Annotated in this window: 19 protein-coding genes and 5 pseudogenes; 14 read left to right on the top strand and 10 right to left on the bottom strand. The window is 64.6% G+C overall.

Annotated features, from left to right (window positions below; genetic code table 11):
- Nucleotides 1-57 precede the first annotated feature (57 nt).
- Nucleotides 58-750: a TetR/AcrR family transcriptional regulator gene (locus HWX22_RS29855; RefSeq protein WP_175912067.1), complete on the bottom strand. Its 693-nt coding sequence runs from the start codon at nucleotides 748-750 to the stop codon at nucleotides 58-60.
- 330 nt (nucleotides 751-1,080) lie between these two features.
- Between HWX22_RS29855 and HWX22_RS29850 the strand changes: the two genes are divergently transcribed.
- The 8 genes from HWX22_RS29850 to HWX22_RS29815 all read left to right on the top strand — a co-directional run bounded on the left by HWX22_RS29850 (nucleotide 1,081) and on the right by HWX22_RS29815 (nucleotide 11,821).
- Complete coding sequence (locus HWX22_RS29850; protein ID WP_175912069.1) at nucleotides 1,081-2,361, top strand: Zn-dependent hydrolase; 1,281 nt, start codon at nucleotides 1,081-1,083, stop codon at nucleotides 2,359-2,361.
- 128 nt (nucleotides 2,362-2,489) lie between these two features.
- On the top strand, nucleotides 2,490-3,827 hold the full coding sequence (locus tag HWX22_RS29845; RefSeq protein WP_175912071.1) for an NAD(P)-dependent oxidoreductase: 1,338 nt from the start codon (nucleotides 2,490-2,492) through the stop codon (nucleotides 3,825-3,827).
- Nucleotides 3,828-3,917: 90 nt separating this feature from the next.
- Nucleotides 3,918-5,225, top strand: a complete 1,308-nt coding sequence (gene preA / locus HWX22_RS29840) for an NAD-dependent dihydropyrimidine dehydrogenase subunit PreA (RefSeq protein ID WP_059606025.1) — start codon at nucleotides 3,918-3,920, stop codon at nucleotides 5,223-5,225.
- 99 nt (nucleotides 5,226-5,324) lie between these two features.
- Nucleotides 5,325-6,833 (top strand): NCS1 family nucleobase:cation symporter-1, encoded by a 1,509-nt coding sequence (locus tag HWX22_RS29835; protein ID WP_175912074.1) that lies wholly within the window; start codon nucleotides 5,325-5,327, stop codon nucleotides 6,831-6,833.
- 46 nt (nucleotides 6,834-6,879) lie between these two features.
- Nucleotides 6,880-8,337 (top strand): dihydropyrimidinase, encoded by a 1,458-nt coding sequence (gene hydA, locus HWX22_RS29830; RefSeq protein WP_059534457.1) that lies wholly within the window; start codon nucleotides 6,880-6,882, stop codon nucleotides 8,335-8,337.
- 346 nt (nucleotides 8,338-8,683) lie between these two features.
- On the top strand, nucleotides 8,684-9,958 hold the full coding sequence (locus HWX22_RS29825; RefSeq protein WP_059690276.1) for a NupC/NupG family nucleoside CNT transporter: 1,275 nt from the start codon (nucleotides 8,684-8,686) through the stop codon (nucleotides 9,956-9,958).
- Nucleotides 9,959-9,978: 20 nt separating this feature from the next.
- Nucleotides 9,979-11,304: a thymidine phosphorylase gene (gene deoA, locus HWX22_RS29820; protein WP_175912076.1), complete on the top strand. Its 1,326-nt coding sequence runs from the start codon at nucleotides 9,979-9,981 to the stop codon at nucleotides 11,302-11,304.
- 127 nt (nucleotides 11,305-11,431) lie between these two features.
- Nucleotides 11,432-11,821 carry a cytidine deaminase gene (locus tag HWX22_RS29815; protein WP_059534451.1) on the top strand — a complete coding sequence of 130 codons (390 nt, stop codon included), beginning with the start codon at nucleotides 11,432-11,434 and terminating at the stop codon, nucleotides 11,819-11,821.
- A 21-nt stretch (nucleotides 11,822-11,842) separates the two neighbouring features.
- Here the strand turns inward: HWX22_RS29815 and HWX22_RS29810 are convergent, their stop codons facing one another.
- The 4 genes from HWX22_RS29810 to msrB form a co-directional block, all read right to left on the bottom strand.
- Nucleotides 11,843-12,958 (bottom strand): aromatic ring-hydroxylating dioxygenase subunit alpha, encoded by a 1,116-nt coding sequence (locus tag HWX22_RS29810; protein WP_059819773.1) that lies wholly within the window; start codon nucleotides 12,956-12,958, stop codon nucleotides 11,843-11,845.
- A 236-nt stretch (nucleotides 12,959-13,194) separates the two neighbouring features.
- Nucleotides 13,195-13,938 carry a peptide-methionine (S)-S-oxide reductase MsrA gene (gene msrA, locus HWX22_RS29805; RefSeq protein WP_059534445.1) on the bottom strand — a complete coding sequence of 248 codons (744 nt, stop codon included), beginning with the start codon at nucleotides 13,936-13,938 and terminating at the stop codon, nucleotides 13,195-13,197.
- A 60-nt stretch (nucleotides 13,939-13,998) separates the two neighbouring features.
- Nucleotides 13,999-15,879, bottom strand: a complete 1,881-nt coding sequence (locus tag HWX22_RS29800) for a cytochrome c biogenesis protein DipZ (protein ID WP_175912078.1) — start codon at nucleotides 15,877-15,879, stop codon at nucleotides 13,999-14,001.
- 35 nt (nucleotides 15,880-15,914) lie between these two features.
- Nucleotides 15,915-16,448, bottom strand: a complete 534-nt coding sequence (gene msrB, locus HWX22_RS29795; RefSeq protein WP_059534441.1) for a peptide-methionine (R)-S-oxide reductase MsrB — start codon at nucleotides 16,446-16,448, stop codon at nucleotides 15,915-15,917.
- A gap of 300 nt (nucleotides 16,449-16,748) precedes the next feature.
- On the opposite strand from msrB, the gene HWX22_RS29790 reads away from it, so the two are divergent.
- The 5 genes and pseudogenes from HWX22_RS29790 to HWX22_RS29770 form a co-directional block, all read left to right on the top strand.
- Nucleotides 16,749-18,116, top strand: coding sequence for a site-specific integrase (locus HWX22_RS29790; protein WP_175916924.1), 1,368 nt, complete (start codon nucleotides 16,749-16,751; stop codon nucleotides 18,114-18,116).
- Nucleotides 18,117-18,498: 382 nt separating this feature from the next.
- Nucleotides 18,499-19,791 carry a tyrosine-type recombinase/integrase gene (locus HWX22_RS29785; protein ID WP_175912082.1) on the top strand — a complete coding sequence of 431 codons (1,293 nt, stop codon included), beginning with the start codon at nucleotides 18,499-18,501 and terminating at the stop codon, nucleotides 19,789-19,791.
- A gap of 302 nt (nucleotides 19,792-20,093) precedes the next feature.
- A complete protein-coding gene (locus HWX22_RS29780; RefSeq protein WP_347879486.1) occupies nucleotides 20,094-20,336 on the top strand; it encodes an AlpA family phage regulatory protein in 243 nt (80 codons plus the stop codon).
- 279 nt (nucleotides 20,337-20,615) lie between these two features.
- A pseudogene (locus tag HWX22_RS29775) lies at nucleotides 20,616-21,034 on the top strand (diguanylate cyclase); the annotation flags it as partial.
- A 115-nt stretch (nucleotides 21,035-21,149) separates the two neighbouring features.
- Nucleotides 21,150-21,503, top strand: a pseudogene (locus HWX22_RS29770) (integrase core domain-containing protein); the annotation flags it as partial.
- 161 nt (nucleotides 21,504-21,664) lie between these two features.
- Here HWX22_RS29770 and HWX22_RS29765 read toward each other — a convergent pair.
- Both HWX22_RS29765 and HWX22_RS32105 read right to left on the bottom strand, forming a co-directional pair.
- On the bottom strand, nucleotides 21,665-22,114 hold the full coding sequence (locus tag HWX22_RS29765; protein WP_175912086.1) for a hypothetical protein: 450 nt from the start codon (nucleotides 22,112-22,114) through the stop codon (nucleotides 21,665-21,667).
- Nucleotides 22,115-22,140: 26 nt separating this feature from the next.
- Nucleotides 22,141-22,581 (bottom strand): annotated as a pseudogene (locus HWX22_RS32105) (transposase); the annotation flags it as partial.
- A 279-nt stretch (nucleotides 22,582-22,860) separates the two neighbouring features.
- Here HWX22_RS32105 and HWX22_RS29760 point away from each other — a divergent pair.
- Nucleotides 22,861-23,115, top strand: a complete 255-nt coding sequence (locus tag HWX22_RS29760) for a hypothetical protein (RefSeq protein ID WP_175912088.1) — start codon at nucleotides 22,861-22,863, stop codon at nucleotides 23,113-23,115.
- Between the two features lie 87 nt (nucleotides 23,116-23,202).
- Here HWX22_RS29760 and HWX22_RS29755 read toward each other — a convergent pair.
- The 3 genes and pseudogenes from HWX22_RS29755 to HWX22_RS29745 form a co-directional block, all read right to left on the bottom strand.
- Nucleotides 23,203-23,358: pseudogene (locus HWX22_RS29755) on the bottom strand (integrase core domain-containing protein); the annotation flags it as partial.
- A 166-nt stretch (nucleotides 23,359-23,524) separates the two neighbouring features.
- Nucleotides 23,525-24,040 (bottom strand): annotated as a pseudogene (locus HWX22_RS29750) (lipopolysaccharide heptosyltransferase I); the annotation flags it as partial.
- 230 nt (nucleotides 24,041-24,270) lie between these two features.
- Nucleotides 24,271-24,693 (bottom strand): TerB family tellurite resistance protein, encoded by a 423-nt coding sequence (locus HWX22_RS29745; RefSeq protein WP_175912094.1) that lies wholly within the window; start codon nucleotides 24,691-24,693, stop codon nucleotides 24,271-24,273.
- Nucleotides 24,694-25,592: the final 899 nt, after the last annotated feature.

The following is a 25,592-nucleotide window of genomic DNA, read 5'->3' as shown; positions in this document are numbered from 1 at the left end:
GGGCGGCGGGCATCGTGCCCGTCGCCCGTTTTGCTTTCAGGGGCGCGCGCGATCGCGTTACGCGTTCGCCTCCGGCGACACCGCACCGCACGCGCGGATCACGAGCTGTACGACCTGCTCGGTCCTCTCGGCGAACGCCTTCTGCGTGAACGCACGCTTGCCGCTCAGCGCGCGGATCTGCGCATCGAAATCCGCATAGTGCTGCGTGGTCGCCCAGATCAGGTACATCAACGCATGTGCATCGATCGGCGCGAGCAGCCCGCGCGCGATCCAGCCTTCGATCACTTTCACGCGCGTGTCGAACCAGGGCTTCACGCGTTCCGACAGGATGTCCTGCATGTGCGCGGCACCGTGGATGATCTCGTTGGCCCAGACCTTCGAGCCGAGCGGGCGCCGTCGCGACAGATCCATCTTCGCGCGCACGTAGCCGCCGATCGCCTCGACCGGATCGTCGCCGGCCTCGAACGACCCGGCCGCGCGGTGCCAGTCTTCGAACAGGTCGTCGAGCACGCGACGGTATAGCGCAAGCTTCGTCGGGAAGTAGTAATGCAGGTTCGCCTTCGGCAAGCCCGCACGTTCGGCGATCATCGCCGTGCTCGCTCCGTCGAGCCCGCGCTCCGCGAATACGGCTTCCGCACAGGCCAGCAGATGCGCTTCGTTGGACTCGCGGATGTGCGCCTTGCGTCGCCGCAAAGGCGTGTTCGTTTCGTCGTCGCCGGTGGCTTCGGCGGCCGCTTCGTCATGTCTCATCGTTACCCTCGCGCGGCTTGCATGCCGCGTTGCGCTTCATTCTAGCCGCTGGTTCGCATCGAACGCACGTGCCCGTGCGCATTGGCGCGCGCGATGTTGCAATGCGGTGGCACGTTTCTCGCTCGCTCGATTCACGCAAGAAAGACATTGCGCTGGGCATTTTGATCGTCTAAAACCTGTCCAATCGGACAGGATTTGATGATCGACGGAATGCAGTGCCGACCATCCGCCGATCGATCGGACGAATCACGCGAACGATGCACATCTGCACCTCGCCGGTGCGGGTTTGCCCCGACGGCAGCAATGACCGACCCCACAGGAGCGATACGAATGAACGCGGTATCGGAAACAGTGAAGCGGGCAGCATTCGACACGTCGATCAAGGTCGACGGCAGGCGGTTGTGGGACAGCCTGATGGAGGTGGCGAAGATCGGCGCGACGCCGAAGGGCGGCGTCTGCCGCCTCGCGCTGACCGATCTCGACAAGGCCGGACGCGACTTGATCGTCAGCTGGGCGAAAGCCGCCGGCTGCACGGTGACGGTCGATACGATGGGCAATGTGTTCATGCGCCGCGCGGGCCGCGTGGCCGACGCGGCGCCGGTCGTCACCGGCTCGCACGCGGATTCGCAGCCGACGGGCGGCCGCTTCGACGGCATCTACGGCGTGCTCGGGGGCCTCGAGGTGATTCGCAGTCTGAACGATCACGGCATCGAGACGGAACATCCGGTCGAGGTCGTGATCTGGACCAACGAGGAAGGCTCGCGCTTCGCGCCGGCGATGGTCGCGTCGGGCGTGTTCGCGGGCGTGTTCCCGCTCGAGTACGGGCTGTCGCGCAAGGACGTCGACGGCAAGACGATCGGCGAGGAACTCGCGCGCATCGGCTACGCGGGCGACGTACCCTGCGGCGGCCGCAAGCTGCATGCGGCGTTCGAGCTGCATATCGAGCAGGGGCCGATTCTCGAGGCGGAGTGCAAGACGATCGGCGTCGTGACGGACGCGCAGGGGCAGCGCTGGTACGAGATCACGTTCACCGGCCAGGAAGCGCACGCGGGGCCGACGCCGATGCCGCGCCGCCGCGACGCGCTGCTCGGTGCATCGCGCGTGGTCGATCTCGTGAACCGGATCGGCCTCGATCACGCGCCGTTCGGCTGCGCGACGGTCGGGATGATGCAGGTTCACCCGAACTCGCGCAATGTGATTCCGGGCCGCGTGTTCTTCACCGTCGATTTCCGTCATCCGGACGACGCCGTGCTCACGGAGATGGACGCTGCGCTGCGCGACGGCGTCGCGCGCATCGCGGGCGAGATCGGGCTCGACACCGCGCTTGAGCAGATTTTCTACTACAAGCCCGTCGCGTTCGATCCGGCCTGCGTGGCGGCCGTGCGCGACGCGGCCGATCGCTTCGGCTACTCGCATCGCGACATCGTGTCGGGCGCGGGGCACGACGCTTGCTATCTGGCGCAGGTCGCGCCGACGTCGATGGTGTTCGTACCCTGCGTCGACGGCATCAGTCACAACGAGATCGAGGACGCGACGCCTGCGTGGATCGAGGCCGGCGCGAACGTGCTGCTGCACGCGATGTTGTCGCGCGCATGCGAGCCGGCTTCATGACGGATCGGATCTAGCGCAGCCGGCAGGCTGATCGTCGCCTGACCGTGGCATTCCCAAGCAGGACCGCCCCGACTGTGCATTCGCAGCCGGCGGGGACGGCTTTGTCTCCACCAGTCGAAGGAACGCGTATGACCTCCAAGCCAACCGGCGATATCGCCGCGCATCGCCTGTCGTCCACGCAACTCTCGTGCGAATTCGCCGATATCGCGCCGCTGCTCGATCCGACTGCCGCCGCGGCCGCCGCCAGCCGCTGCCACTACTGCTACGACGCGCCGTGCGTGCAGGCCTGCCCGACGCAGATCGACATCCCGAGCTTCATCCGCAAGATCGGCAACGGCAACCTGAAGGGCGCCGCGACCGACATCCTGTCCGCGAATCCGCTCGGCGGGATGTGCGCACGCGTGTGCCCGACCGAGATCCTGTGCGAAGGCGCGTGCGTGCGCAATCACCAGGATGCGCAGCCGGTCGCGATCGGCGCGCTGCAGCGGCACGCGACCGACTGGGCGATGGCGAGCGGCGCGGTGCGCTTCACACGTGCGCCCGATACGGGGCGGCATGTCGCGGTGGTCGGCGCGGGGCCGGCCGGGCTCGCCTGTGCGCACCGGCTCGCGCTCGCCGGGCATCGCGTCACGCTGTTCGATGCGCGGCCGAAGGCGGGCGGCTTGAACGAATACGGGATCGCCGCGTACAAGACCGTCGACGATTTCGCGCAACGCGAAGTTGAATGGCTGTTGTCGGTCGGCGGCATTGCGGTGGAAACGGGTGTCGCGCTCGGCCGCGACGTGACGCTCGACGCGTTGCGCGAGCGGCATGACGCGGTGTTTCTCGCGATGGGCCTGGGCGGCGTGCGCACGCTCGCGATCGACGGCGAGCAATTGACCGGCGTGATGAACGCGGTCGACTTCATCGAGCAGGTGCGGCAGGCCGACGCGCTGGAGAACGTGCCGGTCGGGCGGCGCGTGGTCGTGATCGGCGGCGGCAACACGGCGATCGACGCGTCCGTGCAGAGCCGCAAGCTCGGTGCGGAGCGCGTGACGATGGTGTACCGGCGCGGCGTGGACGCGATGAGCGCGACCTGGGCCGAACGCGAGTTCGCGCAAAAGAGCGGCGTCACGCTCGTCACGCACGCGAAGCCGGTGCGCATCTCGGGCGCGGACGGGCACGTGACGGCTGTCGAATTCGAGGCCGCGTCGGGCGAGCGTTTCACCGTCGACGCGGACATGGTGCTGAAGGCGATCGGTCAGACGCTGGCGCCGGACGGTGTCGCGGCCGCGCTGCTGACGACGGACGGCACGCGCATCGCGGTCGACGCGGACGGACGCACGGCGTTGCCCGACGTGTGGGCCGGCGGCGATTGCGCGGCGACGGACGGCATCGACCTCACGGTGCAGGCCGTGCAGGACGGCAAGCGCGCGGCGGCGGCGATCGACGCGGCGCTCGCGCAGCGCGCCGCCAAGGCCGCGTGAGCACGGCATACGCAACGGCATCGCGCGTATTCCGTGCATGGCGCGCGCCACGCGAACCACGATAAACGCCCCATTTTCACGGAGCCGAACATGGCCGACCTTCGCTGCACCATCGCAGGTATCACTTCGCCGAATCCGTTCTGGCTGGCCTCCGCGCCGCCGACCGACAAGGCGTACAACGTCAATCGCGCGTTCGAGGCGGGCTGGGGCGGCGTCGTCTGGAAGACGCTCGGGCTCGATCCACACGTCGTCAACGTCAGCTCGCGCTACGGCGCGGTGCAGTGGAACGGCCAACGCATCGCCGGCCTGAACAACATCGAGCTGATCACTGACCGGCCGCTCGACGTGAACCTGAAAGAGATCGCGCAGGTGAAGCGCGACTGGCCCGACCGCGCGCTGATCGTGTCGCTGATGGTGCCGTGCAACGAGCGCGACTGGAAATGGATCCTGCCGCTCGTCGAGGATACGGGCGCCGATGCGGTCGAGCTGAACTTCGGCTGCCCGCACGGGATGAGCGAGCGCGGGATGGGCGCGGCCGTCGGGCAGGTGCCGGAATACGTCGAGATGGTCACGCGCTGGGTCAAGGAAGGCACGAAGCTGCCGTGCCTCGTGAAGCTCACGCCGAACATCAGCGACATCCGGATGGGCTCGCGCGCCGCCTACAAGGGCGGCGCGGACGGCGTGTCGCTGATCAACACGATCAACTCGATCGTCGCGGTGGATCTCGACCAGATGGCGCCGATGCCGACCGTCGACGGCAAGGGCACGCACGGCGGCTACTGCGGCCCGGCGGTCAAACCGATCGCGCTGAACATGGTCGCGGAGATCGCGCGCGACCCGGAAACGCCGAACCTGCCGATCTCCGGCATCGGCGGGATTTCGTCGTGGCGCGACGCGGCCGAGTTCATGGTGCTCGGCGCCGGCAGCGTGCAGGTGTGCACCGCCGCGATGCATTACGGATTCCGTATCGTGTCGGATCTTGCCGACGGGCTGTCGAACTGGATGGACGAGAAGGGCTACGCGACGCTCGACGACGTGCGCGGCCGCGCGGTGCCGAACGTGACCGACTGGAAATACCTGAACCTGAAGTACGACATCAAGGCACGCATCGACCAGGACCGCTGCATCCAGTGCGGGCTGTGCCATATCGCGTGCGAGGACACGTCGCACCAGGCGATCACGGCCGAGAAGGACGGCGTGCGTCACTTCGAAGTGGTGGATGCGGAGTGCGTCGGGTGCAATCTTTGCATGCATGTGTGTCCGGTCGAGCAGTGCATCACGATGGAGCGGGTCGACGCGGGCGACTATGCGAACTGGACCACGCATCCGAACAACCCGGCGCGTGCCGACGCGGGTGCGAGCCCGGCGGAGCCCGCGAAGCACGCGAAGGCGGCCTGACTGGCGGCCGGCGGTGCGGTATCGTCCGCGCTGCTGCTTGTGTCCTGTTCTGCCGGCATCGTGCGATGCCGGCGCTGACGTTTACGTGGAGCGCGTCCGATGAAACCAGCAGCGATTCCCGCCGATCCCGACAGCGCCGCGGCGCCGGCCGGCAGCCTGTACAACGACGATCTCGCGCCGACGACGGCGTCGCAGCGCACGTGGCGCTGGTATCACTTCGCGGCGCTGTGGGTCGGGATGGTGATGAACATCGCGTCGTACATGCTCGCGGCCGGGCTGATCCAGGAAGGCATGTCGCCGTGGCAGGCCGTGCTGACCGTTCTGTTCGGCAACCTGATCGTGCTCGTGCCGATGCTGCTGATCGGCCATGCGGGCGCGAAACATGGGATTCCGTATGCGGTGCTCGTGCGCGCGTCGTTCGGCACGCAGGGCGCGAAGCTGCCCGCACTGCTGCGCGCGATCGTCGCGTGCGGCTGGTACGGCATCCAGACCTGGCTCGGCGGCAGCGCGATCTACACGCTGCTGAACATCCTGACCGGCAACGCATTGCACGGCGCCGCGTTGCCGCTCGTCGGCATTTCGTTCGGGCAGCTCGAGTGTTTTCTCGTGTTCTGGGCGCTGCAGCTGTACTTCATCTGGCACGGCACCGATTCGATCCGCTGGCTCGAGAGCTGGTCCGCGCCGATCAAGGTCGTGATGTGCATCGCGCTCGTGTGGTGGGCGACGTCGCAGGCGGGCGGCTTCGGCACGATGCTGTCGGCGCCGTCGCAGTTCGTCGCGGGCGGCAAGAAGGCGGGACTCTTCTGGGCGACGTTCTGGCCGGGCCTGACCGCGATGGTCGGCTTCTGGGCGACGCTCGCGCTGAACATTCCCGACTTCACGCGCTTTGCGCATTCGCAGCGCGACCAGGTGATCGGACAGTCGATCGGGCTGCCGTTGCCGATGGCGCTGCTGTCGGTGGTGTCGGTCGTGGTGACGTCGGCCACCGTCGTGATCTACGGCAACGCGATCTGGGATCCGATCGACCTGACGAGCCGGATGACCGGCATCGGCGTCGGCATCGCGCTCGTGATCCTCACGCTCGACACGATGTGCTGCAACCTCGCGGCGAACCTGGTCGGTCCTGCTTACGATTTCTCGAGCCTGTGGCCGAAGGCGATCTCGTACCGCACGGGCGGGATGATCACCGCGACGCTCGCGATCGTGATGATGCCGTGGAAGATCCTCGCGACGACGGACGGCTACATCTTCACCTGGCTCGTCGGCTACTCGGCGTTGCTTGGGCCGGTCGCGGGCATCCTGATGGTCGACTACTTCCTGATTCGCGGCACGCGGCTCGATACGCGCGCGCTGTTCGACGAGCGCGGCGACTTCAGCTACGCACGCGGCTGGAACCCGGCCGCGCTGGCGGCGCTCGCGATCGGCGTGCTGCCGAACCTCCCCGGCTTCCTGCATACCGCGTTCCCGGCGTCGTTCCCGAACGTGCCGGCGTTCTTCAACACGCTTTACACGTATGCGTGGTTCGTCGGCCTCGTGCTGGCGTCGGGCGTGTACGGCACGTGGATGAAGTGGCGCGCCGGACAGCGCGCGCAGATCGCGAGCGCGTGATGCGCGAACGCATGCGGCACCCGACAGTCAACGAGGAGGCAACCAAATGGCAATCCTGATTCGCGGCGGCACCGTGGTCGATGCGGACCGCACCTATCGCGCGGACGTACTGTGTGCCGACCCGCAGGACGGCGGCACGATCCTGCAGATCGCGGAGACGATCGACGCGCCGGCCGGCGCGACGGTGGTCGATGCGCACGACCAGTACGTGATGCCGGGCGGCATCGATCCGCATACGCACATGGAACTGCCGTTCATGGGCACGACGGCGAGCGACGATTTCTATTCGGGTACGGCGGCCGGGCTGTCGGGCGGCACGACCAGCATCATCGACTTCGTGATCCCGAGCCCGAAGCAGCCGCTGATGGACGCGTTCCACGAGTGGCGCGGCTGGGCCGAGAAGGCCGCGGCCGACTATGGCTTTCACGTGGCCGTCACGTGGTGGGACGAATCGGTGCACCGCGACATGGGCACGCTCGTGCGCGAGCATGGCGTGTCGAGCTTCAAGCACTTCATGGCGTACAAGAACGCGATCATGGCCGACGACGAGGTCCTCGTGAACAGCTTCTCGCGTTCGCTCGAACTCGGCGCGCTGCCGACCGTGCACGCGGAGAACGGCGAGCTCGTGTTCCAGTTGCAGAAGGCGCTGCTCGCACGCGGGATGACCGGGCCGGAGGCGCATCCGCTGTCGCGTCCGCCCGAGGTCGAGGGCGAGGCCGCGAACCGCGCGATTCGCATCGCGCAAGTGCTCGGCGTGCCCGTGTATATCGTGCACGTGTCGGCGAAGGACGCGGTCGATGCGATCACGCGCGCGCGCAGCGAAGGGCTGCGCGTGTTCGGCGAGGTGTTGCCGGGCCACCTGGTGATCGACGAGTCGGTGTATCGCGATCCGGACTGGACGCGTGCGGCCGCGCACGTGATGAGCCCGCCGTTCCGGTCGGCCGAGCATCGCGAGGCGCTGTGGCGCGGGCTGCAAGCGGGGCAGCTGCATACGACGGCGACCGATCATTGCGTGTTCTGCGCGTCGCAGAAGGCGATGGGCCGCGAGGACTTCACGAAGATCCCGAACGGCTGCGGCGGCGTCGAGGATCGCATGTCGGTGCTGTGGCATCACGGCGTCAATCATGGCCGCATCACGCCGAACGAATTCGTGCGGATCACATCGACGAACGCCGCGCAGATCTTCAACCTGTATCCGCGCAAGGGGGCCGTGCAGGTCGGCGCCGACGCCGATCTGGTCGTATGGGATCCCGCCGCGACGAAGACGATCTCGGTGAAGACCCATCACCAGCAGGTCGACTTCAACGTGTTCGAAGGGATGACCGTGCAGGGCGTCGCGACCCATACGCTCACGCGCGGCGCGCTCGCATGGGCCGACGGCGAGCTGCGAGCGGTGCGTGGCGCGGGCCGCTATCTGAAACGGCCGCCCGCGGCTGGCTACTACGAGGCTGCGCGCATCGCGAACCGGCTGCGCGAGCCGCATCCGGTCGAACGCGCGGGCTGAGCGACATACGTCGTCCATTGCGCGGGGCGTGTCCGTTCGAACGGCACGCCCCGCGCGCGTTCATGCGGCTGGTCACGTGCATCGCCGGCCCTGTCTCTTCTCGACCTCTCGTCAATTCTTTCAATATATGGGATCGACCGAACATCGTCGTATCCATCCGATTTCAAGGTGCATAGAAGAACTGAGCAAATTGACGACGCGAACGAAACAGCACGGAGCATGCCATTTTGTTTGCGTTGTCGTCATGCATGACGGCGAGTAATATCCACCGACGGCGTTACACGGGCGTGCCGGGCCGGGCCGCCTGCCGAGCATTCCAATAAACATAGAGAGAAAGGAGTACGAGGTGGATATTCTGCGCAGTCTCCTGGGCATGCTGTTCCTGTTGCTGGTCGCTTATCTGCTGTCGAACAACCGGCGCGCGGTGAGCGGCCGGACCTTGATCGCCGCGCTGCTCACGCAGTTCGCGATCGGCGCGCTGGTGTTGTTCGTGCCGTCGGGCCGCGCGGCGCTGGCGGCGGCCGCGAACGGCGTCAATCGCGTGCTCGACATGGGCAATCACGGCATCGCTTTCGTGTTCGGCGGGCTGGTCGACGCCCGGATGTTCCAGCTTTTCGGCGACGGCGGGTTCGTGTTCGGCCTGCGCGTGCTGCCGATGATCATCTTCGTCACCGCGCTGATCGCGGTGCTCTACTACGTCGGCGTGATGAAGTGGATCGTCGCGATCCTCGGCGCGGGGCTCGCGAAAGTGCTCGGCGTGAGCCGCATCGAGGCGTGCTCGGCCGTCGCGACGATCTTTCTCGGGCAGAGCGAGATGCCCGCGCTCGTGAAGCCGTTCGTGCGGCACATGACGGGTGCCGAGATCTTCACGGTGATGGCGAGCGGCATGGCGTCGGTCGCGGGCTCGGTGCTGGTCGGCTACGCCGGCCTCGGCGTGAAGATGGAGTACCTGCTCGCCGCATCGTTCATGGCGGTGCCGGGCGGGCTGCTGTTCGGCAAGCTGCTGTTTCCGACCGTCGAGCCGAGTCGCGTCGTGGTCGACGGGCTCGATTTCGACGACAAGCGGGCCGCCAACGTGATCGAGGCGGCGGCATCCGGCGCATCGGTGGGCCTGCGGATCGCGATCAACGTCGGCGCGATGCTGATCGCGTTCGTGGGGCTCATCGCGCTGATGAACCTCATCGTCGGCGGCGTGGCCGCGTTCGCGGGCTTTCCGCAGGTGACGCTGCTGGGCATCATCGGCCACTTGTTTGCGCCGCTGGCGTGGATCATCGGCGTGCCGTGGCACGATGCGGCGCTGGCCGGCAACTTCATCGGCGAGAAACTGATCTTCAACGAGTTCGTCGCGTACGGCGACTTGTCGCCGTATCTGAAGGGCGGCGAGCACGTCGCGGCGGCCGGCCTGCAGGTGCTCGACCCGAAGACGCTCGCGATCGTGTCGTTCGCGCTGTGCGGCTTCGCGAACTTCTCGTCGATCGCCATTCTCGCGGGCGGCTTCAGCGCGGTCGCGCCCGAGCGCCGCTCGGAAGTCGCGCGGCACGGCTTGCGTGCGCTGACGGCCGCGACGCTGTCGAACCTGATGAGCGCGGCGATCGCCGGCCTGTTCTTTTCGCTGCACTGAGCAATCGAGGAGACGCAACGATGTTTCTGCCGCAGGAGTTCATTCGCCGCAAGCGCGACCGGCAGCCGCTCGATCGCGACGAGATTGCCGCGTTCGTGCGCGGCGTGACCGATGGCAGCGTGACCGAGGGCCAGGTGGCGGCGTTCGCGATGGCCGTGTACTTCAACGACCTGAGCGTCGATGAGCGCGTCGCGCTGACGATCGCGCAGCGCGACTCGGGCGACGTGCTCGACTGGCGCGCGCTCGATCTCGGCGGGCCGGTGATCGACAAGCATTCGACGGGCGGCGTCGGCGATGTCGTGTCGCTGATGCTCGGGCCGATGGTGGCCGCATGCGGCGGCTACGTGCCGATGATCTCGGGGCGCGGGCTCGGCCACACGGGCGGCACGCTCGACAAGCTCAGTGCGATCCCCGGCTACGACGTGACACCGGACACGGACACGTTTCGCCGCACGGTGCGCGACGTCGGCGTCGCGATCATCGGGCAGACCGCGCGGCTCGCGCCGGCGGACAAGCGCATTTATGCGATTCGCGACGTGACGGCGACGGTCGAGTCGGTCGCGATGATCACCGCGTCGATCCTGTCGAAGAAGCTCGCGGCGGGGCTCGACGGGCTCGTGATGGACGTCAAGGTCGGCTCCGGCGCGTTCATGCCGACCGCCGAGAAATCGGCCGAGCTGGCACGCAGCATCGTCGACGTCGGCAACGGCGCCGGCATGAAGACCACCGCGATCCTGACCGACATGAACCAGTCGCTCGCGCCGTGCGCGGGCAATGCGCTCGAAGTCGCGTGTGCGATCGATTACCTGACGGGCCAGTCGCGACCGGCGCGCCTGCATGACGTGACGATGGCGCTGTCGGCGCAGTTGCTCGTCACCGGCGGATTGGCGCGCGATGTCGCGCAGGCGCGCACGATGTTGCAGCAGGCGCTCGGCTCGGGCGCGGCGGCGGAACGCTTCGCGAGAATGGTGGCGGCGCTCGGCGGCCCGGTGGACCTGATCGAAGCACCCGCGCGTCATCTTGCGCGGGCGGATGTGATCGTGCCGGTTCCGGCGCCCGCGAGCGGTGTGGTGCAGCGGGTCGATTGCCGCGCGCTCGGGCTCGCGGTCGTCGCGCTCGGCGGCGGCCGCACGCGCGCGGAGGATGCGATCGACTACCGTGTCGGCCTGACGGCGCTCGCGGAGATCGGGCAGCGTGTCGAAGCCGGCCAGCCGCTCGGCTATGTGCATGCCCGCGACGACGCGGCCGCCGCACGTGCGGGGGACGAGGTGCGGCAAAGCTACGTGCTGGACGAGGCGGGCGAAACGGGCGAGGCGCCGCCGACCATTTACGGGCAGATCGGCTGACCGTGCGCCGATGCCGGCGCGGCGGAACGTGCGGGTATCGGCGCCCGCTTCACATGACGGGTGTATCGTGCCGGCCGGGATGTGTCGTGTCGAGGCATCCCCGCACACGACTGGAGGCACCATCGAGATGGAGCGAGACGAACTGATCGAACAAGCCAGGGCGGCGCGCGAACGCGCGTATGCGCCGTATTCGCGCTTCAAGGTCGGCGCTGCGCTGCAGGCGCGCGACGGAACGGTTTTTCACGGCTGCAACGTCGAGAACGCGTCGTACGGACTGTGCAATTGCGCGGAACGCACGGCGATGTTCGCGGCGATCGCCGCCGGTTATCGTCCGGGCGACTTCACGCGGCTCGCGGTGATCGGCGATACCGACGGCCCGATCGCGCCGTGCGGCGCGTGCCGTCAGGTGATCATCGAGATCGGCCGGCCCGATATCGAAGTGATCCTGGCCAACCTGAAAGGGGCCGTCGAGATTACGACGGCCCGCGCGTTGCTGCCCGGCGCGTTCAGCCTGTAGCGGAGCACGCCGCGGCACGCATCACGCGCCGTCGCGCGCGTCGCGGATCGGGATCACGGTGCGCGCGCCGCACTGGCGCAGCAGGTCGCGCAGTTCGTTGATGACCGGAAACACCTCGTGATTCCAGTCGGCGCCCTGCCGGTCGTGCGCTTCCTGCTCGCGCTCGACGATCCAGCGATCCTCGCGGAAGATCCGCTCGGTGAACCAGACGAGCAGAGGCCACGCGAGATCGAGCGCGAACGGGATGCCAGGCTTGTGGATCGACAGCAGTCCGAACGTGCGATTGGTGCGCTGCTCCGCATCGAGCGGCACATAGACGATCCACAGGTCCATCACGAGCGTGCCTTCGCTCGAGCGGATCTGCAGCGTCTGGTACGGGTAGCCGGTGCGCACCGTCATCACGCTTTTGTCGGCCTGGTCGCCGGGCTTCTTGCTCGAGCCGAACACGAGCGCCTCGCCGACCGGCTGCTTGCCTTCCATGCGCGCGAACGTGTAATCGACCTCGACCCAGTCGTCGCCGCGACGCCGGCCGAGTGCGCGCGCCCGCATCTGCCCCATCTGCTTGCGATGCAGGAACTGATGGTTCATGTCCATCAGGTTCTCGTGCATGAACGAGTAGTGGCACTTGACCTCGCGGCCGAAGCGGCGCGTCTTGAATGCACGGTCGTCCGCCGATTCGAGCGCGGGAAACGGGCGTTCGTCGGCGAGCGTCGCATCGCCGGGGAACACGAAGATCACCCCGTGCGCCTCGCGGCACGGATAGGCGCGCACGCCGTTGGGCAAACGCTCGCGGCCGAGGTAGGGCACGTCGACGCAGCGGCCGCTGTCGCACGCGTAGGTCCAGCCGTGGTAACAGCAGCGCAGCGTTTCGCCGCTCACGACGCCCGCATGCAGCGGCACCTGGCGGTGCGCGCAACGATCTTCGAGCGCGTACACGGCGCCGGATTCGGTCCGCACGAGCACGATCGGATCGCCGGCGAAGCGCACGCCGAGCGTCTTGCCGCGCTTCAGTTCGCGCGACCACGCGAGCGGATACCAGTGATCGGGATGGATGGGCACGCGGCGCAGGTCGCGCACGACCGCGCCGGTGGACGGTTCTTCAAGGGTGCCGCTGTCAGACAAAGGCACTGCGCGCATGCGTGACGCCTCCTGGCTGGACGGAAGGTCCGGACGCCGCAACACGCGGCGTGGCTTGGGAGAAGTCTACGCGAAGTTGCACCGCATGGCGGACGCGATGCGGGTTTGCACCGGCACGGCGGGTGCGGTTTGTTTGATGCGGCGCAATCCGCGGCACGGGCGGCGCGCGCGGCATGCGAGGCCGCCCGGCCTCGGCCGCGCAACGGGCCGCAGCCCGTCACGCGGCCGGTTGCCGGTCACGAGCGTGCGTCGCGCCACAGCACCGGGTCGGCGCGGTACAGCGCCGGGAAGTAGTGTTTCAGCCCGGCGACCTTCGGCAGGTCGTTGAACGCGATGTACGGCGCGTCGGGATGCAGTTCGAGGTAGTTCTGGTGATAGGCCTCGGCCGGGTAGAACCCCTTGTAGGCCTCGATACGCGTGACGACCGGCGCCGGAAACGCGTGCGCGGTGCCGAGCTGCGCGATGTACGCGGTCGCGACCGCGCGTTGCTGCGCGGTGGTCGGGAAGATCGCCGACCGGTACTGCGATCCTTCGTCGGGGCCTTGCCGGTTGAGCTGGGTCGGATCGTGCGCGACCGAGAAGAACACCTGCAGCAGCCGTCCGTAGGTGATCTGCGTCGGGTCGTAGACGATGCGTACCGATTCCGCGTGCCCCGTCAGCCCGGACCCGACGAGTGCGTAGTGCGCGGTTTCGGACGCGCCGCCAGCATAACCGGCCGTGACCTGCTTCACGCCCTTCACGTGCTCGAACACGCCCTGCACGCCCCAGAAACAGCCGCCGGCAAGCACGGCCGTCTCGTCGTGCGATGCGCCGGGCGTTTCGTCGAGGGTCGGCGCGGGCACGGTGCGCATCGGTTCGGCGGAGTTGACGATGCGCTGGTAGCCGAACACGGCGGCGGCCGCGACGGCGAGGGCGCCGATGCGGCGCAGCATCGCTGTGCGCCGTCGTGGCGTGGCGGCGCGGGTGGGTGTCGGGTTCATCGTTGGCTCCTTCGGAATGCGTTGGGGAAGACGGCGGTCGGGTGTCGCATTGGTGCGCGCTCAACCGAACGTGAATGCGTACGCATCGACGCCCGGATCGAGAAATTCGATCGCGAACGTGCGATCGGCGATCGCGCCGGGCTGACGGACGAGCTGGTACAGGCGCTGGCCGGTGACCGTGCCGTAGCCCTGCGCATCGACGTCGGCGCCGTGTGCGGCACCGGGCGCCGCGCCGTCGAGCGTCACGCGAAAGCGCACCGGCTTGCCGTCCGCACCCGGGCCGAGCACGAGGTGCAGGTCGCGCGCATGGAAGCGGTAGACGATCCGGCCGGACGGCGCGGCGAGCGACGCGCGCTCGGCGCCGACCTGCCAGGTGCCCGCGAAGCCCCAGTCGTTCAGGTCGGGGTGCGCGGGCGCGTCGTAGCGGTGTGCCGTGTCGCGCACCACGCCGCCCGGCGACGTGAAGTCGTCCGCGCGCGCATAGCCGACATAGGTTTCGGGCGAGCGGACATCGGCGCTGTCGGCCGCCGCGAGCGCGCCTTTCGCGGGCGCGCCGGCGAGCCCGAGCGGCACGTTCAGCGCTTCCGGGTGGCCGGCTTCGGCGAGCAGCGACTGGATCGCGCGTTCCGATTGCGCGTATTCGCCTTCGCCGAAGTGATGGCGGCGCACGCGTCCCTGCGCGTCGACGAAGTAGTGCGCGGGCCAGTATTCGTTGCTGAACGCGCGCCAGATCGTGTAGTGGTTGTCGATCGCGACAGGGAAGTCGATGCCGAGGTCGTGCACGGCCTTCTTCACGTTGCCGATGTCGCGCTCGAACGCGAACTCCGGTGCGTGCACGCCGATTACGACGAGACCGTACGGCGCGTACTTGCGTGCCCAGGCCGTCGTGTACGGCAGCGTGCGCAGGCAGTTGATGCACGAATAGGTCCAGAAGTCGACGAGCACGACCTTGCCGCGCAGGCCGGCCGCGGTCAGCGGCGGCGAATTCAGCCACTGCACGGCGCCGTCGAGCGACGGCAGCGTGCCTTCGACGGGCAGCGCGGCCGGCGCCTGCGGCGCGGGCGTGACCTCGGCCGCGCGCATCATCGCGCCGCCGGGCTGCGCGGCATCGGCCGTGGCGGCCATCATCGCGCCGTCCGAACCGTTCGCGGTGCGGTCTGCCGGGCCGTCCGCCGGCGAGCCCGTCGCGGTCATCGCCGCCGGCGCGCCGTTCGAGCGCCCGCCGAGCCGGTCGACGAGCTTCGCCTCGAGGCCGCCCGTCGTGACGGTCGACAGCTGCGCGAGCGCCCCCGTATCGAGGCCGAGCGCGATCGCGGCGACGCCCGCCAGCAGCGCGGCGCCGATCCCGCGCTTGATCCATTCGCCCGCGCCGAGCGAGCGCTTCATCGCGGCGAACACCTTGCCGCCGATCACGAGCGCCACGCCGAGCGACGTCGCCGCGCCGGCCGCGTACGCCACGAGCAGCAGCGTGGTGCCGACGCTCGCGCCGCGCAGCGCGGCGCCGGTCAGCACCAGCCCGAGGATCGGGCCGGCGCACGGCGCCCACAGCAGACCGGTGGCGACGCCGAGCACCAGCGACGGCAGCGGGCCGGCCGGGCGGCCGTCGCGCTGCGCGAGGCCGGTGAGGCGGTTGCCTGCGGCGACGAGCGGGCGCGTCAGGTGTTCGGCGAGGCGCGGCATCAGCAGCGTCAGGCCGAATACCGCGAGCAGCACGATGGCGGCCCAGCGGCCGGCTTGGTTGGCCTGCGCGACCCAGCCACCGCCGACGGCGGCGAGCGTGGCAACGACGGCGAACGTCAGCGCCATGCCAGCCAGCAGCGGCAGGCCGGTGCGCACGAACGGCTGGTCGGCGCGCGCGAAGACGAATGGCAGCACGGGCAGGATGCACGGGCTCAGGATCGTGAGCACGCCGCCGAGATAGGCGAGGACGATGAGCAGCATGATGCGTTCTCCAGTCGGTCGGGAGTGGGGCCGGATCAGGCGGCGGCCGGGTGGAAGGCGAGTGCGAGCCCGTTCATGCAGTAGCGCAGGCCGGTGGGCGGCGGGCCGTCGTCGAACACGTGGCCGAGATGGCCGCCGCAGCGGCGGCAGTGCACTTCGGTGCGGACCATCCCGAACGACGTGTCGGCGTCGGTCGCGACCGCGTGGTCGAGCGGCTTCCAGAAGCTCGGCCAGCCCGTGTGGCTGTCGAACTTGGTGGCCGACGAGAACAGCGCGAGGCCGCAGCCCGCGCACGCGAACGTGCCGGGGCGGTGCTCGTCGTTCAGCGGGCTGCTGTACGGCCGCTCGGTGCCGGCGTCGCGCAGGATCGCGTACTGGGCGGGCGTGAGCCGGCGATGCCATTCGGCGTCGCTGAGGGTGACCTCGTATGGCGCGGCCATCTTCGGCGCAGCCGTCGACGCGGCGAATGCGCGGCCGACCAGTGCGCGGCGGCCGGCCGACGACAGCGCCGCGAGCGTGGCGAGGCCGGTGGCGCCGGCGAACAGCAGCAGATGTCTGCGGGTGGGCATGATGGGCTCCTGGAAGCAGGTCCTGAAAACATGCGCCTATCGTAGACAGCGGCCGGTGTCGAAGTCCTCACGGAAAGTTAAAGGAATTGTGATTACTTTCCGGGTGTTCCGGTCAGTTCCGCAGAAACCCGTCAGAGCCCCGTCTGACAAGGGTTTTCGGGAAATTGGTGGTCCGCCCACTTCCGCGGAAATCCCGCACGAGCCGCAACTTTTTAGTGTCTTTTTAGTGTTCGTGGCGTGGGGTAGGCTCTGCTTAGGATGCGCGAGCCGACCTGATGACGCAAGCAAAGGAGGGTGATCATGGGTGCACTGACGGTCAGGCAAATCGAAGCTGCGAGGGCGACTGGAAAGCGGTATTTCCTGTCGGATGGGCGTGGACTGTTCCTGCGCGTCGGTCCGGCCGGCGGGAAGACCTGGTTTGTTCGCGTCAGCATCAATGGCAGGCAGTTCGACAAGCCGCTCGGCAAGGCGTGGGCACGCTCGACGACGGACGCGCAGTTGTCCCTCGAGGATGCACGCGTCGCAGCGGCGACGATTCGTTCACAAGCGCGTGACGGTGTGGACTATCTCGAAGTGAAGAAGCGTGAACGCCAGGCCAAGGTTGAAAAAGCGGCGATGGCGGACCTCACGTTCGGCGACTTATTCGATGCGTGGTTCGCGACCATCAACAAGAAGCGTGGCAAGAAAGGCCGAAAGGATGGCGGAAAGTCGCTTCGAGGGGCGATGGAAAAACATGTGCTGCCGTCTCTCCGTGCACACAGGATCGCAGGCGTGTTTGCGTCGAACGTTCTGCCGCTGCTTACCGCGATTTCCGATGTGGGACACAACCGCCAAGCGGTCGAGATGTTGATAACGATCAAGCAAATGATTCGATGGGGTGAACGTAACCAGCCGTGGAAGCGCTTGCTTATCGATTGTGATGTGCTCGCGCTTGCGAAAGAGGATGTCGTTTCAGGTGATTACGACCCGGTGCGCGGCAATGAGCGCAACCGGACGCTCACGGACGACGAAATCCGGTTACTCGGTGAACTGATTCCGGCCGCGCGGCTTCCACGTTCTATTGTGTCGGCGGTATGGGTGATGCTCGCGTGTGGAACACGCGTCGGCGAAACGCTCCTGACGCGTTGGACCGACCTTGACTTCAAAGCACGGACATGGACGATTCCAAAGGAACAGACGAAGTCGAGCGCGGCGATCACGATTCAACTGTCCGATTTCGTTCTCGCACAGTTTGCAGCGCAGCAGATCGTGCGCGCCGGCATACCCGAAGGCGATGCACGCTGCGAATACGTGTTTCCGTCGGAAAAGGGCAAGCTGCCCCACGTCAGTATTCATACGGCCTGCGGGGCGATCCGTGACCGGCAACGCCCAAAGGATGCACCGACAGAAGGCCGTACAAGGGCAACCGATGCGCTCACTGTCCCGGGAGGCCAATGGAAATGTCATGACCTGCGCCGGACGTGCGGGACCATGATGCAGTCGCTCGGTATCCCGGAAAGCATCGTGCATCGATGCCTGAACCACGCGCGCAACGATCCGCTTGATCGGATTTATCTGCAGTTCGACTACGATGTGCAGATGCGCGACGCATGGCGGCGATGGGGCGCCCGTCTGTCAGAATTGCTTGGCACGAGTACGGAAAACGTACGGTTTCTGTTCGCGCCGTAATTTGGGAGCGTTTCCCTGCAGAGAGAAGAGGGAATACGTAACCTTAACAATAAGAATTATCAGGGTTACATTGACCTGCTCCCCGCGTGTGGAAAACTCTGCAACTGCGGGGGTTACCTGGTGGGTCTCTGCGAGCGATGGTTGTAGTCTGCTACCTTGGTGCACATCATTACTTCGAAGAAAACGAATAGCGGAAATTTCGGACTTGTCCCCGCTCGTCCGAACTGATCCGACTGCATCCATAAGTCATTGAATTTTAATGACTATTCCGCGTCGCGTGGTGCCTCGGTTAGCGCATTGGCGCTTGCCTACGCGTGCCTAAACTTGTCGCATCGGCGTAGGTTTATGTGATGTAGCGCAGAAAACCTACGCCGAGGGAAGAATGCGGTTCGATGCACGTGTCGCGGCCAAGCTGCCGAGTGGCGAGCACCTGACCTTTGAGGGGTTTCCGGGGTTACGCCTCCAGGCGTCGACGAGCCGCAAGTCGTGGACGTATCGTTACAAGTCGCCGGTCGACGGCCACATGCGACAGGTAAAGCTCGGCGAATGGCCGGCGATGGCGTTTGCCGCCGCAATCGCAGCGTGGGAAAAGAGTCGTGTCGAACGCGATTCTGGCACTGAGCTTTCAGCGCTTCGCCGAAAGCGAGATAAAGCGATTGCTCGCCCGTCACCGGCCGACTACTCAGTCGGACAGGTGTGTCGCGACTATCTCGAAGGGTATGTAGAAGTAAATCGGAAGACCAAGGGAGCGGTTGAGGTCGCACGTATATTCAAGGCGATGTTGGGGCCTATTGCAGATGTGAGCGCAGCGGCTATCACACGCGCCCAGGCATTCGACTTACTCGACTCGTATCGGTCAACGCCTATGCTTGCGGCGCGCCTTCGTATGGAGCTTGGCTGTGCCTGGCACTACGCGCTTGATGCCGGGCGCCTTCCCGAAAATACGCCGAACTGGTGGCGGGAAGTGCTGCGGGGGCGATTGAAGAGCAAAGGGCGCAAGGTCGAGGGGAAATACACGGGGACACAGAAGCGGGTGCTCTCGCCGGACGAACTCGGCACATTGATCCGATGGATGCCGAACTTCAGTTTGACTGTCGCTGATGCGTTGACGCTCTATCTTTGGACCGGTACGCGGGGCGGCGAAATTGTCGCTATGGAGCGTACCGAGATAACAGAGGAAGACGACGGTTTCTGGTGGACCATTCCGAAGGAAAAGACCAAGGGATTGCATAACGAGAGAGCGACAGATCTACGCGTGCCGCTCATAGGGCGTGCTGAGGTCGTTGTGCGACGACGTCTCGATCAGGCCAAGGGAGCCTTTCTGTTTGAATCGTCGCGCGGATCATCGATGGACCAAACCGTGGTCCAGCACGGCGTCTACTATCATCAGCCATATTGCAAGATCGCGCCGAAGCATGAGCGGCTGCGTTTACCCGTCACGCATTGGTCAGCTCATGACCTTCGACGCACAACGCGGACGTTGCTTGCGACGCTGGGATGCCCAAATGATATCGCCGAGGTCGTCCTCGGGCATGTACAGCCTGGAATCATCGGCATCTATAACCGTCATACCTATGACAAGGAACGGCGCGAATGGCTCACGCAGCTATCACATCGTCTCGAAGCGATCGCGGCGACGTATCCTGCGAAGAAGCAAATCGCCGGTGCTGCTTGATCGAACTTCATTGAGCTTCAAATAAGAAAGATCGACCGCAGAGGACAGCTCGGTAAGGATTTTTGATTCAACTTCTTTTGGGAAAGGATTGCTTTGGAACTTCGAGGAAATCCGTCTTCCGATCGGTGCACCGCCAAACGGAATGTTGTTCCTAGTAGTGCGCTTGCCCCGTTCGGCAAATTCCTACTAAATTCGAATGTACGTGTTCGATCGCAAGTACGAAGTGCTCTCGAAATTTCATTGACTCCCCGGTTGTTCATGTTCGCAATGCCTCTCTGCGGAAAAGGAGTCGACGGGAACAGATGAAAGGTGAAGTCGAGATGAAGATCTGTTTCTCTTTGAAGGAAGTAGCCGCGGCGCTCTCGCTATCACCGGCGACTGTACAGAAACTCGTACGCGAGAATGCCTTCCCTAAGCCGCGATTACTATCAGGCCGGAGGGTAGGATGGCTCACACATGAAGTTCAGAAGTGGGCTGACGCTCGTCCGGTTGCCGACCTGCTGCCGCTTGAGAATTCCGGTGTTAGGAAGCGGCCAGCTCCTTAAGCCGATCGCCTGGCTGCGTGAGCCATTCTGTGCCAGCCCTCACCTCCATCAGTGGTGCTGGCCTTCGCCTCAAGGCTTCTCATCGGTCGAGTCACTGATATTGCTTTGGCTGGGTACAAACATGAAAAAATGGAGGTCTCGTCTGCACGATAGCCGTTGATTTGCTAGGCTCCGGCGTTCCACATCGCGATGGTTCCTTGGTGGTCGAGCATGTATATAGCGTAATCGGTGATCGGTTTGACGGCCGCCTGAAATTCCATCTCGGCAAGGTTTGGGGGCCACGCGATGACAACTGAATACCTTGGCTCAATGCTTGTGCTTGATGCGGGCGGCAACATCATTCTGGATTCTGCCAACGACGTGCCGCGTCAAGACAATTTCTCGGATCGCAAGTACTTCACCGTGCATCGTGACAACCCAAGCGTAGGACTCTATATCAGCAACCCGTTTGCGTTGCACTGCGTGGCGGATCGCTCAGCATCGCGCTCACGCGAAGAGTTTCAAACCCAGACGGCTCGTTTGCCTGAATCGCGCTCATTGCGATCAACCTCGAGTATTTCCGTCAGCTGTTTGCCGGTCTGTCGCTCGGGCAGTATGGCTCGATGTCGCTGATCGGAAATGACGACATCATTGAGATGCGTCATCCATACTACGTGCGCATCATCGGCCGCAACATTAGTAAAGCTGCGACTTACCAGTTGAATGTGAACCCGGTCCCGACGTGTGGGCGGCGGCAGGTGCCGGGCATTGACACGCGTGGCATCGCTAGCGCAAACGGCAGTCGCTATCCACTGCCAAGCCACGCGCGCCGCCGAGTTGCTGGAAGAAGCGTTCGCCCGCTACGGACTGCCGGACATCGTGAACACCGATCAGGGTAGCCAGTTCACGGCGGGCGCGTTCACCGAGGCGATGCTGAGCCGGGGCGTGCGGCTGTCGATGGACGGCAAGGGAAGCTGGCGCGACAACGTGTTCGTCGAGCGAGTCTGGCGCAGCATCAAGTACGAGGAGGTCCATCTGAAGGCATACGAGTCGGTCAGCCATGCCCGGCATTCCATCGGCGATTACATTGACCTGTACAACCGGAAACGGCCCCATTCAAGCCTGGCTGATCAAACGCCGGATGAAGCATACTTCGCGACGCTGCCTGCGATTAAATCGGCAGCATGACTGCCGCGGATGTTCCACTTAAAAATCTCAGAAACCTGTCCGAACGAGCGAGGCCACCATCTCGATGGGATGCGCAGCAACGTCCGGCGTACAGGATCCCGAATTTGATCCAGGAGACGGAAACACCACCTCCAGTGTTTCAAATTACAGAAGTCCGCCGCTCATTTGAACCATGAAACGATCATCATAGCTGCAGCTAGTGAATTCAATGCTGCTTGCAGCAGGTTTCCGGCATTCAATCTTCGGCGTTGCTCTCGTAAGTGAACGTCATCGTCACGTTCGGCTGCCCTTATGCTTTTGTAAATCGGGAGCTTGACGAGTTTTGATATGAGTCCACCTGCCAGCCATAGCGCGAGTCCTGCGCTGATCCAGCGATTTCCAAATCCATAAAAGTAGTAATAGGGAATAGCGCCGATCAGCGGGACGTTCAGGGCAATGATCATGAACGGCGATTTGGTTGAGTGTCGTACCAGGGATCCTACGAAGTCTTTGAAGGTCGCTGCGTCCATGTCGTTCATGACATGCCGAAGCACGCCAGCAATGAAAATCAAGAGCGTCGCGTTCACGACCATGGACGCTAGTAGCAGGACCTCAGCCAGCGCTTGGTTCATTTTTGATCCTCTAAGCGGATAGTTCGAACGGGGCGCTCGCCGAGCAGGCCACGTATCGGGTTGATCAGCGCGATTCGGTGGCGCGGTAGAAAAGCGTGCATGCAGTGTACCGCCTGGATGGCCTGTTGCTCGACCGATTTCCGGCATGAAGCGCATCGTGGGTCGGCTGGCAGCTTCGACTACCGCCTCTGCATCGTTGCGATCGTTCTTACTTGTCTTGACGAACGGTACAGCATATTGCGGACTGATTTGCCGAACTTCGGTCCGATCGACTGCAAACACCTCGCCCAGTGATGGGCAGTCGTGCATGCTTCCATGACAACCATTTTGGAGTTCAATGTGCGCGCGGTTTCGGAGAAGAAGCTCCGTGAGACCTTCGATCGATGCACGACACGGCCTCAACAATCCGCGCCGTGGAGCTGGAAGGTCTGCTTTGCAAGATCGATGCCGAGAACGTCGATTTCCATGATGAACTTCCGCACGTCTGGGTGAGTGCGTCAGTGTCCCCCGAAGGGAGGCGCCGGGTCCATACATGCACTAAAAGGACGATTACCCCTCGCGGCAAAGGCCACTCACCCTGGATTCGAAGGCACGGCAAATAGCCATCTGAAATGGCCGACTGTCGAGTTGCCCGTGCCCCTCGACCGCATTTTCGATGTTGACGCCGTGATCGTTACTCATACTCATCTCGATCGCTGGAATGATGCGGCCAAGTCCCTGATCCCAAAAAGGGTCTTCCGGTATTTGTGCAGCATGATCAAGATGCCGACATCGTGAAGGCTTCGGGATTCACGGATGTCCGCGTGCTCACGGACAACACGTCGTTCAGCGGACTCACGCCCATTAAGACACCCGGTCAGCACGGGTCGGACGAAGCGATTCACGCTATTGGCGATCTGCTGGGTCAGGCGAGTGCTGTTGTCTTCAAGCATCCCGCAGAAAAGACGCTGTATCTGGCGGGAGACACTGTCTGCAATCAATACGTTGAAAGCTGCCTGTGAACCTATCAGCCCGATGCCATCATCCAGATGGTGACCTCACTCGTTCGGATAGGTTTCTGAGATTTTTAAGTGGAACGTCCGAGGCAGTCATGCTGCCGACTTAATCGCAGGCAGCATCGCGAAGTATGCCTCATCCGGCGTCTGATCCGCCAGGCTCGAATGGGGCCGTTTCCGATGGTACAACTCGATGTAATCACCGATGGAGCGCCGGGCATGGCTGACCGACTCGTAGGCCTTCAGGTAGCCCGCGCTTGGCATTGCCGTGTGCTCGAACGCCATACATGTGCCCGTGCGTCCAGTTTCTATGCGCGCGATACGGATCCATCGGGGTCTATCGAGCGGGTTATTGCACTGGCATCAACTTGCATCACATCGGTGGATTCGCCCAACCGGCCGGCCGCGGTGTCGCAGAGCCGTCGGTCACGGTCGCCAGCAGGTCCACGTCCTGCGGCGAGAAGATGCAGTACGTGGCGACGCCCTCGGGCGCGTAGCCGAGCGCCTCGCCCGCGCTCACGCGTGTCCCGTGCCACGCGTCGCAGTCAGGCCGTGGGCCGAACCGGTGCGAATACGCGAAGCGTGCGCCCGTTTCGCCGAGATCCTTCGTCTGATAGCAGATGCGGCGCGTGGCGCGCGCCAGAGCCGAAATGATCGCGCTCGTGTAGGCGCCGTGCAGGTCGATCACCGCATCGTAGCGGTGCCTCCGCCGTGCGCCTATCGACGCCGAGATCGCCTTCAGGTTGCCGCGATTGCGCAGCTTCTTGAAACGGCGCAGCGGCGCGCAGAGCACGTGGCTCACGCCCAGGTGCCAGCGCACGACCTCCGCGCACGACTCGCCCACTGCCCAATCGACCGTCACGCCCGGAAAAGCACGATGGAGGTCCGCGACGACTGGCGACGTCACTTTCACGATCAAAATGCGCTTCATTGCAATCATAATTTTTGCGGGCTGTGTCACATAATGGATACATTGAACTCGCCGTCCGCGAGGTCAGAACGCCGCCGATGATGTTGTCGCTCGCTGGGCCGGGCGAGCGCAGGGCGATTCCGACCCCGACGGGACCGTTTGACGTCGGGACAGGTTTCGCGCGTTAGTGTAGCTGGCACGATGTTGTTGGCCCCATCGGTCGGCTCTGGCCCGGTTTAACGAGTTCGTGTCTACGCGAAGCTGCGTTCTTCCAGCGCGAAGTTCAGTGTTTGCGGCGTCCACGCAGTCAAAATGATCGCTAGCACACTGATTTCACCGTCAGCGAGGTGTCCGTCCGCTGACGCGACGGCTAGGCACATCTCGATGATCCTCACCCGCAGATCGGGATCGTGGATTTCCGCGAGCAGCGTCTCGAGCGTAGCTTGATTGAGATGGCCGGACATCGTGCTCGACGAAACATGGCCGACCTCCCGGTTCTCACATACGGTCTGGATAATTTGTGCAAATTCGGTCGACTCGATCCCGAGTCTGCAATTGATCTCGAGCTCCTCTAGAAGCCGTTCATCGCTGGGATCGATGTGTCCGTCCGCAATTAGCACCAGCGCAACGATGCGTACGGCCGTCTGGGCGCTGTCGCGGGGGCGGGTTCTCATTCTGTCGTTCCTTTGCGGAATCATTCCGCGTAGTTGAAGAATTGACAGTTTCGAGGGTCTGGACGATCGGAAAAATTAGTTAATTTTGTACGAAAGCTTCGTGAAAACTGAAGTGATACGGTTGGCTTCGAGAAGGATTCGAGCCCAAGCCTTGATGGCGAACCCCACGCGGAAACAAGGCGGACCAGAAGTGACTGGTAGCGTTACAGGGCCAGCTGCAGCGACAACCTCCGCTCATCGATGTCCGTGGGGAATGGAGCGGGCGAAAGGCGGAACGAGCGCGGAAGTTGGACGTGCATCCCTCGTAAGATGCGTCGCTTGGAGTGACTTGGCGTTGTCCAAATTCTCCTGTCACGCCCGAATCCCTGAGGTTCTTGGTAATCAGGAACTAAGCGCCGCAGGCCTCTTGCTGCAGGTTTGAATCGTGGCTCGCGAACAGCGCTGTGTTGCGCCACATACGTTCGATGAGCGCATCGCCCACTGCAAGGATCGCTCAGACATATCCTAGCGGGCTCATCTTCCACGGCGCGGTCTACCAGTCTAGAAACAATTCGTCGAGACCGCTTGGGAGAAGTGCCAGTGGAGTGGGCCACGCCTCTGGTTAGCCAGGCGCGAGCAGCACTCGAGTCACCAAGCCTTCTCCGTGTTCGTCGTTGTCGAAATGGCTGGTTGCCCGATACGGCGCTATTGGGGCGTTGACATAGGCCTTCGCGATGTCGCGCCTGGTGACGACTCTAGTGCGCGGCAAGTGACCCCATTATTCTTCCAAAGTTTTGTCCGCGCCGACGGAATTTTGAGCCACCGGGCCGATTGGATTTTGAGCCGGGGTGGAGACCGGTCTATAGCAGGACCGGTTGTGGATAAGTGTATGGGTTTCCGGGGTCGTTGTCCTCCTGCGT

This window comes from Burkholderia sp. BCC1638, assembly GCF_902833195.1.
Classification (GTDB): Bacteria; Pseudomonadota; Gammaproteobacteria; order Burkholderiales; family Burkholderiaceae; genus Burkholderia; species Burkholderia diffusa.
The sequence above is the reverse complement of the archived record's forward strand: the minus strand, read 5'-3'. Positions and strand labels throughout refer to the sequence as shown.